Source organism: Vibrio aquimaris (assembly GCF_009363415.1).
Lineage (GTDB): Bacteria > Pseudomonadota > Gammaproteobacteria > Enterobacterales > Vibrionaceae > Vibrio > Vibrio aquimaris.
This window is the reverse complement of sequence record NZ_CP045350.1, coordinates 449,103-464,762: the sequence shown is the minus strand read 5'-3', so window position 1 is coordinate 464,762 and position 15,660 is coordinate 449,103. Positions and strand designations below refer to the sequence as shown.

Below are 15,660 nucleotides of genomic sequence, written 5' to 3'. Positions count from 1 at the left end.
CATGAAATCAAAGCAAACATTTAAACTTTCCTGCCAAGGTTTACTTAAATACTCCATCACATTGGCGCTATTTTCGTTGCCAGTAACACCAGCTTTAGGTGCCATTGTTGAATCTGGCACGACGAACACAACGGTGAACCAAGTTAATAATACGCCAGTGGTAAACATTGCGGATCCAACTGGCAGTGGCATTTCATATAACCAATACAATGAATACAATGTGACATCAGCAGGTGCTGTATTAAACAATGCACTAGCTGATGCACAGTCTCAAATTTTGCAACAGATTGTGGCAAGTAACCCTCATCTCACCCAAGCGGCTGCATCCACGATATTAAACGAAGTGATTTCTTCTAACCCTTCATTACTCGAAGGCTATCAAGAGATACTCGGACAGCAAGCTGATTTAATATTAGCAAACCCGTACGGTATAACCTGTGACGGCTGTGGTTTCATCAATACCAATGCTGCTTCTCTTGTTGTAGGTAAAGTAGAAGAATTTGCTGAATCAGGGCTAAAGTATAATACCTTTAAGAACCAAAACCGCCTTACTATTCTAGAAGGCGGGGTTAGAGGTGCGGAAACACTCAACCTTATTGCACCATCTGTCGATGCCAATGGCCCAATAGAAGCAAAGCAAGAAGTTAGAGTTGTTTTGGGTAACAATATTGGCGATCTGAAAACTGCAGCAGTCGAGCAAGTTGAAGAAAACACAACTGGCCGCGCTATTGATAGTTACTTACTGGGTGGCATGATCTCTGGACGTATCCATTTAGTATCCACCAATATTGGCAGTGGCGTCAATATCTCAGGAAAAGTTAGAGGTAATGAAAACATTAATAACGAGATTGTCGATATTAATGTTAAGGGCGATCTAAATATAATAGCAGCACAAGTTGGTGAGCAAACCACGCAAAGGGTCAACCTAAGTGGTCAAAATGTGACAACCTCTGGCACAATCGATACCCAAACAGAATCATTCGAGGATAGTGGTAACAAAGGAGGAAGTCTGTTTCGTCATGGAAAATATGGCTCAACATCGACAACCACCCAAACGCTCAACCGCACACAAATCACCGGCAAAAATATCAATGTTGGTGCGCGTAAAGGTGCCTACTTAAAAGCAACCGAGATACAAGCGACAGATGTTGCAGTAACTGGCGAAAAGGTTGAGTTAACCAATCAAACCGTCACTAACACTCAAGAGAGAACCGACAATAACTGGTATCTGTCTTGGAGAAGTGACTATAACCGCACTGCAAGCCAAGAAAAGTCGACAGGAACTGAGATCAATGCTGCTAACGTCTCTGTTAAAGCATCAAGTGGTGATGTGTTAGTAAAAGGCAGTCAAATAGATGCGACTCAAACTGCAACGGTTAACGCTACTAATGGTGACGTCAAGTTAGTTGGAGCTGTAACTCAAGAGCAAGTAAAAGAAACGGGCTATAAACGTAATGATGGCGCTGAACTGAGAACCGGCAGTTGGGGGACTAACAAGGTTGAACAGACCTCCAATGCATCCACTATTAATGCTGGTAGCAAGGTTGACATCAGTGCAACGGATAATGTGACTACGCGTAACGCACAAATCTCTTCCACTAGAGATGTTAACATCGCAGCTGGACAATCTGTTTCTATCGGAGCGGATAAAACCACAAACACCCGTTCTAATAAGGACGATCGCACTTATTGGGGCGGGATCGGTGGTGGCTCAGAAACCGACAACAACCAAAATAATCAAATAGCCAACGGCAGCCGAATTGATGCGCAAAACGATCTTGAGATCCAAGGTAATAAATTAGAACTGAATGGCTCTAAAGCACTTGGAGGTAATCAAGCTAACGTGACCGCTCAAAAGGTGAAAATCGATGGTGCTATCACCCAAAATACTACTAATAACACCTCTCGCACTGGTACCGTATTTAATATCACTAAAGACAGCAAAAACATTCAAGACAAGCAAAGCAGTGTGCGTTCGAGTGAGCTAAGATCTCGAACTAACCTCACCGTTCGAGGACAAGAAAGCGTGAGCATATCAGGTAGTAATGTAGCTGCTGATAATAACTTAACGATTGCATCAGAGGGTAACGTCACTATCGCAGAGCAGTCTGCAAAAAGCACCACAACCACGGATACCACATCGCTAAGGCTCAACCCTTACGCGAAAGAAAAATCAGACAAGCAATATGCTGCGGGTATTAGACTTGAACATGAGTCTAGCACTCAAACAGTCACCACTGACGCCAATACTGCATCATCTGTAAATGGTGGAAACGTAAACATTTCTTCAGGGAAAACCGCGACTGTTGCAGGTTCTACTGTTGAAGCAACCAATAAGGTGGCGATCGATGGTGAAAATATCGATATTGTCAGCAGCTATGATAAGACTCAAGATGATACCCAAACCACAAAAGTCGGTGGTGGTTTCTATTACACAGGTGGTATTGATAAACTTGGTAATGGTGTCGAAGTCAGTGTTGATGATACCAATACTAAGGTGACCACATCTACTGCCAACACTTCGTCGATTAAGTCAGGTGGCGATATTAATATTCAAGCGAATAACACCCTGATCAACGAAGGTTCAGCATATGACGCCAGTGGCGATGTAAACTTAGCCGCAAAACAGATTGACAATAAAGCGGCACTCAACACCAGAACTGAAACGACAGATGCCGTTAACGTGGGTATCGATGTTGGGGTCAATGCTGATTACAGCAGTGTAACTCGTCCTATTGAAGATGGAATAAAACAGGTAGCTGAAGGTGGTATAAAAGCGGCGCCAGGAGCAATTGCTTCTGCTGTTGGTGGCATAGACACTCCAAACGTTGGTGTAGACCTTGGCGCAGAGGTATCCAATGGCACCACCACTAAGACAACCACTGAATCGCAAGTGAGTTCTATAATTGGCCAAAATATTAATGTTAACGCTGGCCAAAGTGCTAGTGATCAAGGCACTCAATATAAAGCAACACAAGGTGTCAATATCGCAGCGGATCAATACCAAAATACCGCAGCAGTGAACTCAGAAATTACCACTAGCGATATAACTAAAGGTTCTGGAGATGTAAGAGCTTACACAGTTACTGGTTTTGATGGTGCAATTGATGCAAAAGCACAAGGCGGCAATACCAAAGAAACTCAATCTACTGAAAATGCAGTAGTCAGTAACATCCAAGCTGGAAATGGCACTTCAATTGTTTCAAACCAAGATTTGAATCTAAACGGCACTGTAGTCGATGCGGGAGCAGGCAAAGCGCAACTCACATCTCAATCTGGAAATGTCAACATTACCCAAGCAACAAACCGCTCATCACAAACTTCGACCGCTCATGGGGCTAATGCTGGCGTGAAAGTAGGCTTTACTCCAGAGAAAAGTAGCGCTGCTACTGGCGGTGTTACCCTTGGTGGTAGCGGCGGTGGCAACTATAAGTTCAGTGAACAAACTGAGACACAAGCGGTTACTGCTACTATTGCTGGCCAAAATGGCGTAGAAGTTACTTCTGCAACAAAAGACGTAAACTTGCAAGGTACGAATTTAGTTGCCAGTCAATCTGGAGATATCTCTGTGACCGCAGGCAATAACGTCAACTTCAACCAAGCTGAAAGTACCAAATCATCTACGACTAGGGAATATTCTGGCAATCTAGAGCTGAATCAATCTAGAGCTGATAGCGGCAAGTCAAAAACATTTGGTGGCAAAATAGACGGTGTTTACGCAACCAATGACCAAAGCAGTACCACAGGTCAAGCTGGCTCCATCACTGGCGCGAATAATGTTAACGTCAACGCTGGCAACGATATTTATCTGCAAGGTACCCAAATTGGCAGCGCAGATAGTCAAGTTGGTAATGTCGCACTTAATGCTGGCGGTGATGTCACCTTTGACGCGCAAACCTCAAGCGAAAAGCAGAATGGCCTAGATATTCGAGGTGGAATTAATGCAAGCCTCGGCAATGTGAGTAACGATACAACCAATACTAAAAGCCGAGGCGCTGGTGCGAACCTTGACGTAAGCTATGTGGATGAAAACAAGTCTGAACAGACTGGTGGTGGAATTCAAAGCAGCGGCAATGTTTCTATCAATGCACAAGGTACAAAAGGCATAGAATTGACAGGGACCAAAGTAGAAGCTAACTTGGCCACAATAGCTGCAAACAATGGATCAGTGTTACTTCAATCAGCCCAAACTTCAGAGCAACGCAATAACTATAGTGGGAATATTGGGCTCAATACCAGCCGTACAACAGACCAAAATAAAGGCGGTAGCGTCGCGAACAGTGCAAATGGAGTGAATGCTGGTTTCAAAGCTGATGTAAAAGACAGTCTAACCAATGACAATGCCAAAATTGAAAGCCAACAAGCTTCGGTTTCTAGCAAAGGCAATGTCACCTTATCAGGAGCAAACATCAAAGCGGATAACGTCGATGTTCAATCTGAGCAAGGTGGACTTGTGGTAGAAAGTCGCCAAGACAAAGATGTCGCCGTCAAAGTGGAAGTCGGTCTAGGCGTAGAGAAAACTACCAAGCCTACAGAAAAAACTAAGTTTGACAGCTTGAAAGACGACATAAACGGTCTACCTGGTGGTGAAAAAACTAAACCATATAAAGACAAAGTCACTAAATTTGCAGAAGATAAACGCCGTGATTTTGCTTGGTGGTACGACGGCAAAAAACAAGGTATCAAAGATAGCTACAACAAAACTGCAGACAGAATTAACCAGGATCGAGAAAACAAGGCTCACAAAACACCATGGTGGGATAAAAAGGCTCAGGGTGTAGGCAAGAAAATTGATGAAAAAGCCAAAGGCATATTTGGTTCAAGAGAAGAAAAAATTGTCGATAATACGGACAAAAAAGCAAAGTTATCATTACAAGTTACTGATAAATTGAAGGTTGAACAAGAATCTGGTATATCTGCTACGCAGAATATCTCGGTTCAGTCAGCTCAAGCTACCCAACTTAAAGGCGCTAAGCTTGAGTCTCAAACGGGTACTGTTGATACTGGTTCTCAACCTGTAATCACAGAAGCAATTTCCGATAAAGATGTGTCTGTGAGAGCCGATCTCAACATCAGTAAAAAAGAACTTGCTAAGCAAGCGTTCAGCGATATTAAAGAAGGGCAAACGCCCCTTATCGGAGTTAAGGTTGAATCGGGCACATCAGAAGGAAAAGTAGTTCAGCCTCCAACGACTGAAACGTCAAATTAAGTATAAAAGCGCGCTGGAAACAGCGCGCTTTTTCTATTATCTATACCTATCCTTGCGAGGGTTTTGTCTATTTATTGGTTAGCAATCTGATTGGCTACTCGGATACCACTTCTTACCGCGCCTTCAAGATAACCTACGTACTCAACGGCGGTGTGTTCACCAGCAAAATACACCTTACCTGCTGGCTCTAAAAAAGCGTTCCAATGGCGAGTGATTTGCTTTGGCCCGTAAGCGACAAAGCCTCCCATAATATAAGGATCATTGTGCCAAGCATGAACACTACCATACTCAAAATACTGACTAGAGTTAGGGAACATCACTTCCATCTGTTCAAGCCGATTATCTATAATCTCCTTATCCGTCCAGGCTTTTTGCTGGCGGGCAAAGTCACCAGATGTGAACGCGATAAGCACTCCTCCTTCTCCTTTTTGACGCTCAGACCCTTCCCAAACCCAGCCGATAGGTAACTCAGAAATAACATCGCCTCCCATCCCATTCTCTAACCAAAACCTCTTACTGTATTTGAGTAACACTTTTACATGAGAGCCGTAATTGATGTCATTCACCGCCTCCTGTTTTTCTTGGGGCAGTTCTGGCCGAAATTCAATTTTATCCAATACTGTTAGAGGAACCGTTACAACCGCAACATCGGCCTTAAACTCTTTATCCTGCACACTCACCATGACGCCATCGTCACCTTGACTGACTTTTGTTACAGGATGGTTGAGTAACACGGGGCCTTTAATATGCTCAACAAAGGCATTGGCAAAGGCGCGAGTACCTTGCCAAAAGCGCTTAATTTCTTTTTTATCATCATCGACATTTTCATAGACTTTCGCTTGATGAGATAGCCAGAGTAGCGAGATATTTTTTGGCTCGTCATACTCACCGCGTATAGCGTGTTCTGCCAAAACTTGCGCGGAGGGCAACAGATCCAAACTCTCTATCCATTCTTGGGCTGTCATTTTATCCAAACGAGCAGCTTCAGGTGCTAAAGCTGGGTTGGTCGAGTCTGGTATGTTGTCAGCCAAGTTATCGAAAGCTATATGAAAGCGTTCTAAATCTCTACTTACTTCAGGAGGATAAGCTTTTTCAAAGTCACTATAGTGAGTCAACTTATTGTCTAGAAAGTAAGCCCCTTTTTCGACTTCGTCACTGTAGCCAACATCGACAATCTCTACGTCAAACATTTCCGCATAACGAAAGACTTCTGTGTGTACACTTTTATCATCGAGAAGCTCTCCTCCAGTTTCCGCATGCTGATCACCCATATCAGCGGTCGCCGTTCGACCACCAACACGATCTTTAGCTTCCAAGACAGTAACTTGATAGCCCTTGCTCTCGAGTTCGTAAGCTGTCGTTAATCCAGATAAACCAGCTCCAATCACTATTGCTTTTTTGTCGTCACTAGCCATGGAATGAAAAGAAATAAAATAACAACTACTCATAATAATGAGTTTTTTAAATAAGGAAGAAAACATATAACCAACCTATTGCATATTAAGTTCATCAGCAGAATATTGGCAGTCAGTTTGTTAATTAATCAAATTTAGCTTGTTTTGTGATCAAACGGGCCAGCAGTGGACCAAAACCAGATCAGCTTTCAACTTACTAGTTCTAGCATCGATAAAAAGTTAAGTAGTGCTTTACCTCAACCTAACTTTAGGTTTTATGCTACTCCTTGTCGATAACGAAAAATCAAGGAAATCACTATGATTCAGTTGGAACACGTTAATTTAGTAGTAAAAGACATTGCAGAAATGCTGAAATTCTATCAAGCCGCATTTCCACATTGGAAGATCCGAGATCAAGGGCAAGGCACTTGGTCTGGAAAACCTAGAAACTGGATGCATTTTGGTGATGATTATCAGTATTTGGCGTTCAGTGATCATGGTGAGGGGGAAAACCGGGATTTATCTGGACACCAAGTAGGGTTAGCACACTTTGCCTACGTCACTAATAATATTGATGCAGTTATTAGCCGGTTGCTCAAAGCTGGCTATCCGATAGCAAAAGACGGGGCTGATGATCCTTATCGCAAAAATATCTATTTTCTCGACCCCGCAGGGTTTGAAGTCGAGTTCGTTGAATACCTCAGCGACGAGCCAAAGCTGCGTAATTTATCGAGCTAAGCCATAGCCAGATGACAAGTAGCGCAGAGGTCTATTCTCTGCGCTTTAACCAAGATAACTTGTGTTTAAAAAGTCTAACTAAGCGATACCAGCGGAGGCTGAGGCTTAGGACCTTCCACTTCAAAATAGCGCACCTTCCCCTCACGGCGCAGCATATCCAAACGCCAACATAGGAAACTATCAGGAATAAGTCCCTCCTGCTCTCCCATCACTTCACCAACCGCTTGAGCAACGGATTCTTTACCGAGTTGCTCGACTTTGGCTAATAGATGGTGGTCCCAATAGGTTTCGGCATGCTGGACAAGCGTGCCATCATTATCCAGATCTCGATAACCTCTCTCTAGCAAACGCCAATCACTCCATAAAGAAGCAAGTTCCGCACGTTCACTCTGGCTAAGCTCTTTTGGTATCAGTGGCACAAGTTCCTTGGGTTCACACATAGCCACCGCATACTGGCCTAAATACTCGCCCTTAACCTGATGGGTAATATCGGCTACAAACATTGGGGTTTTAGGGGCTGCATTATAGGCCAACATAGCTAGCATCAGCCTATCTTGAGCGGAATTTCCTACCCAAACCACAATAGGTGTTTGCTGTTTTAAAATCTCAAGGATAGTTTTCTGGCAAGTTAAACCTGACTCTGCAATCGCATCATCATCCCCTTGTTCATACCACCACTGAGCCTTCCAAACTGTCTTCCACCAGCCAAGACGCTTTTGTTCACCACCTTCAAGTCCTTCCATAGGACCAAAACGTAAGTCATCAAAAAATGGATAAATTTCATGGTTCTGCGAAGTCAGCTTGTTACGCTGCTTAAGAGCGCCAGCAGCACTATCTCCCCAGCAGATGTAGCGATATGGCATTGTTTACCTCACAAACCATTTAGACAGATAAAGAATAACAAGAGCAACAAATGATAAGTTAAATAAATGTCAAAGTTTATAAGGTCTAACCCCTAGTTTTTAATGGTTGAATAGCCATTTTTTATCTTCTATCTTGTTGGTTCATACACTGTGAACTCAAGGTTAGGACGCAAGATGGCATATTCACAAAAACTCAAAGCAGGCGCTACTTTCCCCAATATCCAAGTAGCAACATTGGATGGTCAGTTGGTCACACTCGGCCAAGCCGCAGGTGATACTAAGTGGCAAGCTGTATTCGTCTACCGAGGCAAGCACTGTCCACTCTGTACCAAATACCTCAATGAAATCGAAACCTACAGACAGTCCTTTGTAGATGCAGGGGTCGATATTATTGCGGTTTCAGCAGACTCTAAAGAGCAGCTAGAACAGCAGTTATCAAGCCTAACGATAAGTTTTCCAATTGCTTATGGTCTTAGTGAGCAGCAAATGAAAACTTTGGGTCTTTATATTTCTCATCCGCGCTCAGACCAAGAAACAGACCATAATTTTGCAGAGCCTGGCCTATTTGTTGTCAATGAAGAGGGAAAACTTCATGTTGTAGATATTTCCAACAACCCCTTTGTTAGGCCTGAACTCGGTTCACTTACTCGCGGACTCGCTTGGATAAAAGATCCAGAAAACAATTATCCGATTCGCGGCGCATTAGATTACTAAAAGGCAGCTCAAACTCGATAACTCTAATGACTGGAGTCATCAGCTAAGTTATCTCTCTTTGTCTGTTGATAACTTTCAAGCCGCTCTGCGATATCATGCTGCTGCATAGAGATAGAATCAAGCGCGCTGGCGGTGGTTTTTATCGCCCCAGCCATTGATGACATATTCTGAGTTACCTGCACCAATGATGCTTGCATTGGCCTTAAAATGCACCAGCCAATAGCAGCAATGATCATTATGATGGCTAGACCAACAGCGCTGATGGTCAGTAAGATCTTGAACTGCAAATCATCCAAAAAAATACGACTTTGCGCAGCCATTGATTGTTGTGACTTTTGGAACGCGCTTGGAAGCGACTCCACTGATTGCTTAGACACATCCACAAGCTGATGAAGGCCCGTTATGGTTTGCGTGAGAGTTGCTTTTTGCTCAGGCGTTAAGTTATCGCTACGGGCAATTTTATCAAGCGCATCACCAATATGTTCAAGTGACTGATTGCTATCACCCAAAGCCTTCTCAATCCCATCAAGCTCTAAACTCATATTAACATTGATAAACGCATCGGCTTTGCCGTCGTCAACTGGCTGCGCGGCCGCAAAGCAGCTTACAAGAGTAAAGATGAAAACTAATGGCCAATTCATAGAGATTCCTAGAAGCGATTATACCTATTTAACACCAAGGGCCAGACAACATGACTTATCTAGCTTGATACACCTTTATAAGATAATACCTTAATACATAACCGTGAGAAGAGTACAAAAGTTAAATAGTAAAACTAGCCCCAACCTTTATTCAAAAACAAATCGCAATGTATATAAGTTTGTCGATGTTACCGAAACTTATTGATGCATGTTTTTCAAGAAACAATTCACTAAGTGTCATTTCATCGTGATATTTTCTGATTAATTGCTCGTTCAAGATCAGAAATTTTACGCACAACATCTTTCGATATTGGCTCTATTTGCTCAAAGACTCTATTCGCATCTTCGTGTTGACCTTGGTCTATCAATTCGAGTACATCCTTAATGACACCATGTAGTTTCGCATGAGGTGGTTCTAGCGCTTTGAATGTGGCCTCAGAACCATAAAGGCTTTTCCCTTCTCCGTAGTACCATTTGCCCAATGCACAGAAATGATGGTCACAGGCGACTTTTTTGTCTAGTGCTTCATGATCACCATTCAAGTACGAACGAACCTTCGTTTTCCAAGCTAAGTGGGCGTTTTTAATATCAGTGAAATCAATCCGTTTAACACCACTCAGTTTAAAGTCTGCTAATTGTTCTCTTAGTTCTAAGGCTTGCTGACTTAAAGCTTTGGCTTTGTTCTGAAGATGAAGGGCGCTCTCTTCAGTGTGAACACTTTTTTCGCTAATGACTTCTACCGACTTGTTCATATCTTGAACGACTGTAGATTGCTCTTCCGATGCCGCAGCTATTTGCGTACTCATATCATTAACATGGCTGACTTGATGAATAATATCGGAGAAGGTTTCTCTGGCTTTAGAGACACCTTCATAGGCATTCTGAGCAAGAGTGTTGTTTTCAGAAATTCTTGTCGACGAGTCTTGAACGCCTTTCTGTAGGCTTTCTAGCATCGAATTAATGTCTTCTGTCGCGGTTTGTGTTCTCTGCGCCAAACTACGCACCTCATCAGCTACTACAGCAAAACCACGTCCTTGCTCTCCCGCACGAGCAGCCTCAATGGCAGCGTTCAATGCCAGTAGGTTGGTTTGCTCAGCAATCTCACTTATCGTTTTCGTCACTTGCCCTATACTTTGGCTCTGTTCAGACACGTGTGCTATCTGAGTAATGGTTGCATCTAACTCGACCAAGAAGTTGGAAAGCTTCTCTAAACCTTGCTCTATCAGCTCATCGCCAGCCTGGACATTTTTTTGCGTTTCGAGCGCTGTGTGCGAGGTTTGGATGGTATTTTCCGTCACTTGTTGCACGGTTGCCGCCATTTGTGTCATTGCACTGGCGATTTGAGAAGTGTGGGATGATTGTGAGGCCATCATCTGCTGCATGTGGAAACTGTCCGACGACACCTTATCTGAGTCTTCGACGACTTTTTGTGACGCTCCAACAACTTGGCTAAGAATCGCTTTATAACGTGCTTGCAGCATTTTGACTGATTGGTTTAGACTGCCGATCTCGTCTTGTCTGGACAAGTTGATTTTCGTAGACAGATCTCCTTGAGACATTTTTTAATCAGATCTTCAGTCTCTTTCACTGAAGTTAAGATTCGATATCGAATAACGAACCAATTGAGGGCGGCAATAACCGTTAAAATCACCGCGGCCAAAGCGTTGGTCAGGTGGTCTGAGAAGAAAGATTGGCCGGCAAAAATTGCCCCACCGAGCATCAATATCAGATGAGAGAGTGAGAAAAACTGGTTGAATGTCATTCGCTCTAGCAGTGTTGGACCAGGAAGTTCAAGAGAGGCGTTACTGCGCATTTTTTTGTATAAGGCTTCCGCATCAGCCACCTGTTGTTTCGACGGTTGTGAACGGACCGACTGTATACCGACCAGCTTACCCTTCTTCATGATCGGAGAGACGAAAGCATCGACCCAGTAATGATCACCATTTTTGCAACGATTTTTGACAATGCCTCGCCAAATTTTACCTGCTCGAACGTTACTCCATAAACTTTTAAACGCGGCTGGCGGCATATCTGGATGCCTGACAATATTATGGTCTTTCCCAGTCAACTCTTCTCGTGAAAAACCACTAATGGACACAAAGTCATCGTTAACGAACTTTATTTTTCCCTGAATATCGGTGACCGAAACCAAATCGTTTCTGTCATCAAAGAACACTTCCCTCTGAGTAACGGGTCCATTGTCTTTCATAGTGCTTTCTCCAAACGACTGTGCTGTTGAAAGCCAACGACAAAATTAGTAATAATTATCCAATTATAGTAGACCAAATACTATGCATAGGGTAGCTCCTGCAGAACAATGAACTCTATCGCATGTCCATAGAGAACAATGCGAACAGGATCAGGGCTTAGTTTTACCGAGCCTTACTTCTTGCATATAAGAACTAGCCGACTTTCTATTAAAGTACTTAGAAGCGCAACAAACTTTGGGACAGAAATGGAGCCAGCGCAGATCTCGCTGAGTCAAAGGTGGACAAAAGGCATTTAGACTGGTTGTTCTAAATTACTGCTACCAGATTAGAAAAAGTATCTTGAAACCTTAAACGTTTGTATGGGAAATTGTCCCTCTAAATCGACCAGTTTCGGGTAATGTGAGACCCAGGCTTTAGCTGCAACTAAAGCTTTCCATGTAGTAGTTCGTTTAAACGCTGGCTCCTCTGTTGAGAGACCGATAACAAACATGAACACTACATAGGACTCCAAGCATAAACCTCGAATAGTCGACTGGGTCTCGAACCCGCATTACGCAAGCAAGAGTTAGCTCATTATGAATAATAAATTGAAGCAAAACATCAACGTCGGAGTTGATACCGGGAAAACACAATTAGATATCCACATCAGACCGTTAGACATATTTTTCTCAGTAGAAAACACAGACAAAGGTATCAAAGAAGCATTAAGAATCATAAATAAATACAGTCCTGAACGCATCGTAATTGAAGCTACAGGCCGCTTAGAGATGCCATTTGTGCTAGCATGCGCCGAGGCCAATTTACCTATTGTCCGTGCCAACCCTGTACACATTAAACGCTTTGCTGGTGCTATTGGTCGAAGAGCTAAAAATGATCGTTTAGACGCTGAACTCATTGCACACTATGGTGAAGCCATTAAGCCTCAATTAACTATCATAAAAGCAGAAAACATAAGATTAATGAGTGACTTAGTCATTCGAAGAAATCAGTTGCTATCAATGCAGACAATGGAAAAGAACCGTATACAAGTACTGCCTAAAAATCTGCATTCAACAATCAAACCAATGCTTACAGCTATGAAGAATCAAATTACCAAGATTGAAAGTAAGCTTGTTAAACTCATTGAAGATAGTCCTGAATATCAGGCTAAAAATACAATTCTACAAAGCGTTCCAGGCATCGGAAACATCGCAGCAGCATCGATAATCAGTAATGTACCTGAGTTAGGTTACATCACCAATAAACAAGCCGCTTCTCTCATTGGCGTTGCCCCAATAACGAGAGAAAGTGGGCGCTACAAGGGCAAGCGAGTAATCCAAGGTGGACGTACACAAGTTCGGACAGTTCTATACATGGCTATGATGTCAGCAATGCAATGTAACCCCGTATTCAAGGCCAATTACACAAGACTTGTAGCAGCAGGAAAACCCAAAAAGGTCGCTATCATTGCATGTGTTCGCAAGATGGTAGTGATCTTAAATACGATGCTAAGAGATGGCGTCATGTGGGATAGGAACATAGCTAAAAATTAGTTATTGACGCCATAGTCGTTTGTTAGCTGATTTTCAGTGATGTTGGTGTCCCTTAGAACTATAACCTCGTAACTTGTTGTATTTATGTACTTGGTGTGGAGTAAGGAGCGCTTTTTGTGCTAAATGTGCGTTTACATGAACCGCTCGTAATTTGCCTTCAATTAAAGCAATATTTTGCATGCTACTCGTTACTTTACTCTCAGAGACCACGCCAGAAACAAAGGCCATTTCAAGTTCTTTCTCCGCTGCAATCAAATCAGAGCCAAGAGCCTTAGCGTTATTTTGCATTTTATTAAAGAGTTCTTCAGTCTGCTCGATTTGCTCCTCACTAAGTTGTAGTTCCTTAGACAACTCCAAAACATGTACAGGACCAGGATAGCCATTGAGTTCAGCTACTTTTGCATAACCCAAACCGTTTCCGTCGAGTAAACCTCGAATTTTTTCTTGCGATAATGCCTTAATTCCTCTTAATTCTTGCCCCACGTAAGACGATGTACTATCCGCTACAGTGATAGCACTAAAGCATGCCAAAATTGATAAAATAATAAGTTTACGCATATGTGATAATCCTTTTAAATCAGCTAACGCTTATTAGACGACAAATTGTCGTCATTAATTCCTCGATAATGCATTCATCTTCATATTAACTAAACGAACAATCAATACGTTATACCACATAAAAGCAAGTTAGACTGCAAGATGTCGCCTAGTAACGGGAGTGATGAGTTATCAACGCAATCGAATAATTTTTAGTAGGGTAAACGCACGCCCTCTGAATTATGTAGAGTATTTAATCTAAGTAGCTTTGGGGCCAAAACCAATTAGTGCAAGTTTTGTTTTGCATCAACTGGTCGTTTGGTATATTGATGGACAAAAAGTGAGTTTGAATAGAAAATTGTTGGAACAACGCATGACCTCCCAAAATCGTCGTTTCAAGCATAGAGATTCGCTACTTGCAACGCATCAAATAGTTGGGACAAATACATGCCGCTAACCGAACAGACTGAAATAATCTTCTTTTAGATATCAAAGCCTCTGAGCTCAATAATCGTATGATTGACCTATTATTTTTCTTAGCTTTAGCTGTCTATTTTCTATTTTGCTCTGGAAGTGATACCAGCAAAAAACAAGCATCTATCGCCATGTTGGTTTACCTTGTCTACCTATTTGTTTACAAGGTTATTCCTCCTTTTCCAGCAATGACGACCAAGTATGATGGTCAGCTCTATGGCTTTATGCCACTTGTTTCTTTAGGCGCTATTTTGCTCCCCCATTTTAATGGCCAATCATCTGAAGTAGTCACACGAGCATTAGGCTGGCTAGGAATGATTACCGCTATTTTCGTTATGCTCTGTTTTAAGTTCTACGTCTGGTAGTCCTAAATGTTAAGCTCATTCAGCTAGTCTTTGGTTTTGCCTCAATAGTTAGCACCTATTGGCCGAAATAAAAAACCTACCGAATATACTAAAAGTAAATTTAACCAACTGTTTTAGTTACTCCCTGCATAACCGATGCTCTGAGCGACAGAAGTTGAGAGATCAATAAAAAATGAAAATTCATACCACTCTATGACGTTACCAGCCAGACAAGCCTTTATATTTTTATTGTTCTTAATCATAATTGAAAATTTATTTTTTATTGAATGTATTGTTTTGGTTTAAATAAATTTGAATATTTTCAAGGGACTCTGTTGTTGCACTACCTTGCTCTTTCGAAAGACTTAATGCCCATTTCCCAAGAGAGCAGTAAACATCCGAAAGCATCCCATCATCATTTTTTAAAGCATCTAAATGTTTCTTTGCGGTCTCGGAGTCTCCTCTAGCTATTGGTCCTGTCAATATACAAGTCAGCTTGCTCCATATCAGCCAAGTCGGTAATAGGAGTTCCTTCGCCAATAAATGCAGCCGATTTTTCAGCGTTTAATCTGGTTCTGTTATAAATCGAACCCACATGCACAACTCTAGTATCGACAAGAAGTTTTCCAAGTGTTTGACCAACACGACCTGCCCCCACAATATTTATTCTCATACTTATTCCCAAGCTAAATAATTAACTGACACAATCTAAATATAGATATAATAATCAATAGATTAATAAGAAATTCATGAACACATTATCGGGGAAAGAGAGTTAATTCAATACTCGCTTGTATATTGATGAAGGGTAGTTTTCTGGGTATTTTAGATTTAGAAATGGCAGCGTCTCGATATCAACGCTGCCATTTATTATGATACTTTATTACTCTCTCACATAAACTGTAGGAGAGGAATAAAGTTTCATACTAAGAACCGTGTCAGGCTAGGTTCTACGGTACTCAACAGAGGCTTAAAAAAAATAAAGTATCATACTAAATCGTAGT

At 42.1% G+C, this 15,660-nt stretch carries 13 protein-coding genes; 5 read left to right on the top strand and 8 right to left on the bottom strand.

The genetic code is table 11. The features are described from left to right. Position 1 precedes the first annotated feature (1 nt). On the top strand, positions 2-5,209 hold the full coding sequence (locus FIV01_RS02190; RefSeq protein ID WP_152429533.1) for a hemagglutinin repeat-containing protein: 5,208 nt from the start codon (positions 2-4) through the stop codon (positions 5,207-5,209). Positions 5,210-5,280: 71 nt separating this feature from the next. Here the strand turns inward: FIV01_RS02190 and FIV01_RS02185 are convergent, their stop codons facing one another. Next, positions 5,281-6,690 (bottom strand): flavin monoamine oxidase family protein, encoded by a 1,410-nt coding sequence (locus tag FIV01_RS02185; RefSeq protein ID WP_152429532.1) that lies wholly within the window; start codon positions 6,688-6,690, stop codon positions 5,281-5,283. Between the two features lie 231 nt (positions 6,691-6,921). Between FIV01_RS02185 and FIV01_RS02180 the strand changes: the two genes are divergently transcribed. Next, entirely contained in the window at positions 6,922-7,341 is a 420-nt protein-coding gene (locus tag FIV01_RS02180) for a VOC family protein (protein ID WP_152429531.1), read from the top strand. A gap of 74 nt (positions 7,342-7,415) precedes the next feature. Here FIV01_RS02180 and FIV01_RS02175 read toward each other — a convergent pair whose 3' ends face one another. Continuing rightward, entirely contained in the window at positions 7,416-8,204 is a 789-nt protein-coding gene (locus tag FIV01_RS02175; protein ID WP_152429530.1) for a DUF1835 domain-containing protein, read from the bottom strand. A gap of 174 nt (positions 8,205-8,378) precedes the next feature. Between FIV01_RS02175 and FIV01_RS02170 the strand changes: the two genes are divergently transcribed. Next, positions 8,379-8,918, top strand: a complete 540-nt coding sequence (locus FIV01_RS02170; RefSeq protein WP_152429529.1) for a peroxiredoxin-like family protein — start codon at positions 8,379-8,381, stop codon at positions 8,916-8,918. A 23-nt stretch (positions 8,919-8,941) separates the two neighbouring features. Here the strand turns inward: FIV01_RS02170 and FIV01_RS02165 are convergent, their stop codons facing one another. The 3 genes from FIV01_RS02165 to FIV01_RS20690 form a co-directional block, all read right to left on the bottom strand. Beyond that, positions 8,942-9,559, bottom strand: a complete 618-nt coding sequence (locus tag FIV01_RS02165) for a hypothetical protein (protein WP_152429528.1) — start codon at positions 9,557-9,559, stop codon at positions 8,942-8,944. A gap of 242 nt (positions 9,560-9,801) precedes the next feature. After that, positions 9,802-11,118 carry a methyl-accepting chemotaxis protein gene (locus tag FIV01_RS02160; RefSeq protein ID WP_246210417.1) on the bottom strand — a complete coding sequence of 439 codons (1,317 nt, stop codon included), beginning with the start codon at positions 11,116-11,118 and terminating at the stop codon, positions 9,802-9,804. Further along, positions 11,055-11,768: a PAS domain-containing protein gene (locus FIV01_RS20690; RefSeq protein WP_246210416.1), complete on the bottom strand. Its 714-nt coding sequence runs from the start codon at positions 11,766-11,768 to the stop codon at positions 11,055-11,057. Before FIV01_RS20690 ends, FIV01_RS02160 begins: the two co-directional genes overlap by 64 nt. Positions 11,769-12,344: 576 nt before the next feature. Here FIV01_RS20690 and FIV01_RS02155 point away from each other — a divergent pair. Next, positions 12,345-13,301, top strand: a complete 957-nt coding sequence (locus FIV01_RS02155; protein WP_152429527.1) for an IS110 family RNA-guided transposase — start codon at positions 12,345-12,347, stop codon at positions 13,299-13,301. Between the two features lie 33 nt (positions 13,302-13,334). On the opposite strand, the gene FIV01_RS02150 is transcribed toward FIV01_RS02155, so the two are convergent. After that, complete coding sequence (locus FIV01_RS02150; RefSeq protein ID WP_152429526.1) at positions 13,335-13,859, bottom strand: hypothetical protein; 525 nt, start codon at positions 13,857-13,859, stop codon at positions 13,335-13,337. Between the two features lie 494 nt (positions 13,860-14,353). Here FIV01_RS02150 and FIV01_RS02145 point away from each other — a divergent pair, with 494 nt between their 5' ends. Then, on the top strand, positions 14,354-14,677 hold the full coding sequence (locus FIV01_RS02145; protein ID WP_152429525.1) for a hypothetical protein: 324 nt from the start codon (positions 14,354-14,356) through the stop codon (positions 14,675-14,677). A gap of 252 nt (positions 14,678-14,929) precedes the next feature. On the opposite strand, the gene FIV01_RS20925 is transcribed toward FIV01_RS02145, so the two are convergent. Further along, positions 14,930-15,139: a DUF2520 domain-containing protein gene (locus FIV01_RS20925; protein WP_172971804.1), complete on the bottom strand. Its 210-nt coding sequence runs from the start codon at positions 15,137-15,139 to the stop codon at positions 14,930-14,932. Continuing rightward, positions 15,120-15,329 carry a glutamyl-tRNA reductase gene (locus FIV01_RS02135; protein ID WP_152429524.1) on the bottom strand — a complete coding sequence of 70 codons (210 nt, stop codon included), beginning with the start codon at positions 15,327-15,329 and terminating at the stop codon, positions 15,120-15,122. The genes FIV01_RS20925 and FIV01_RS02135 overlap by 20 nt, the downstream gene beginning before the upstream one ends. Between the last annotated feature and the right edge of the window lie 331 nt (positions 15,330-15,660).

Excerpts from the sequence above, each read along its gene's own strand:
- FIV01_RS02190 (WP_152429533.1), top strand. The coding sequence starts at position 2 with ATGAAATCAAAGCAAACATTTAAACTTTCCTGCCAAGGTTTACTTAAA.
- FIV01_RS02165 (WP_152429528.1), bottom strand. The coding sequence starts at position 9,559 with ATGAATTGGCCATTAGTTTTCATCTTTACTCTTGTAAGCTGCTTTGCG.
- FIV01_RS02155 (WP_152429527.1), top strand. The coding sequence starts at position 12,345 with ATGAATAATAAATTGAAGCAAAACATCAACGTCGGAGTTGATACCGGG.
- FIV01_RS02135 (WP_152429524.1), bottom strand. The coding sequence starts at position 15,329 with ATGAGAATAAATATTGTGGGGGCAGGTCGTGTTGGTCAAACACTTGGA.
- FIV01_RS02170 (WP_152429529.1), top strand. The coding sequence starts at position 8,379 with ATGGCATATTCACAAAAACTCAAAGCAGGCGCTACTTTCCCCAATATC.
- FIV01_RS02185 (WP_152429532.1), bottom strand. The coding sequence starts at position 6,690 with ATGTTTTCTTCCTTATTTAAAAAACTCATTATTATGAGTAGTTGTTAT.
- FIV01_RS02150 (WP_152429526.1), bottom strand. The coding sequence starts at position 13,859 with ATGCGTAAACTTATTATTTTATCAATTTTGGCATGCTTTAGTGCTATC.
- FIV01_RS20690 (WP_246210416.1), bottom strand. The coding sequence starts at position 11,768 with ATGAAAGACAATGGACCCGTTACTCAGAGGGAAGTGTTCTTTGATGAC.
- FIV01_RS02145 (WP_152429525.1), top strand. The coding sequence starts at position 14,354 with ATGATTGACCTATTATTTTTCTTAGCTTTAGCTGTCTATTTTCTATTT.
- FIV01_RS02180 (WP_152429531.1), top strand. The coding sequence starts at position 6,922 with ATGATTCAGTTGGAACACGTTAATTTAGTAGTAAAAGACATTGCAGAA.
- FIV01_RS02175 (WP_152429530.1), bottom strand. The coding sequence starts at position 8,204 with ATGCCATATCGCTACATCTGCTGGGGAGATAGTGCTGCTGGCGCTCTT.
- FIV01_RS02160 (WP_246210417.1), bottom strand. The coding sequence starts at position 11,118 with ATGTCTCAAGGAGATCTGTCTACGAAAATCAACTTGTCCAGACAAGAC.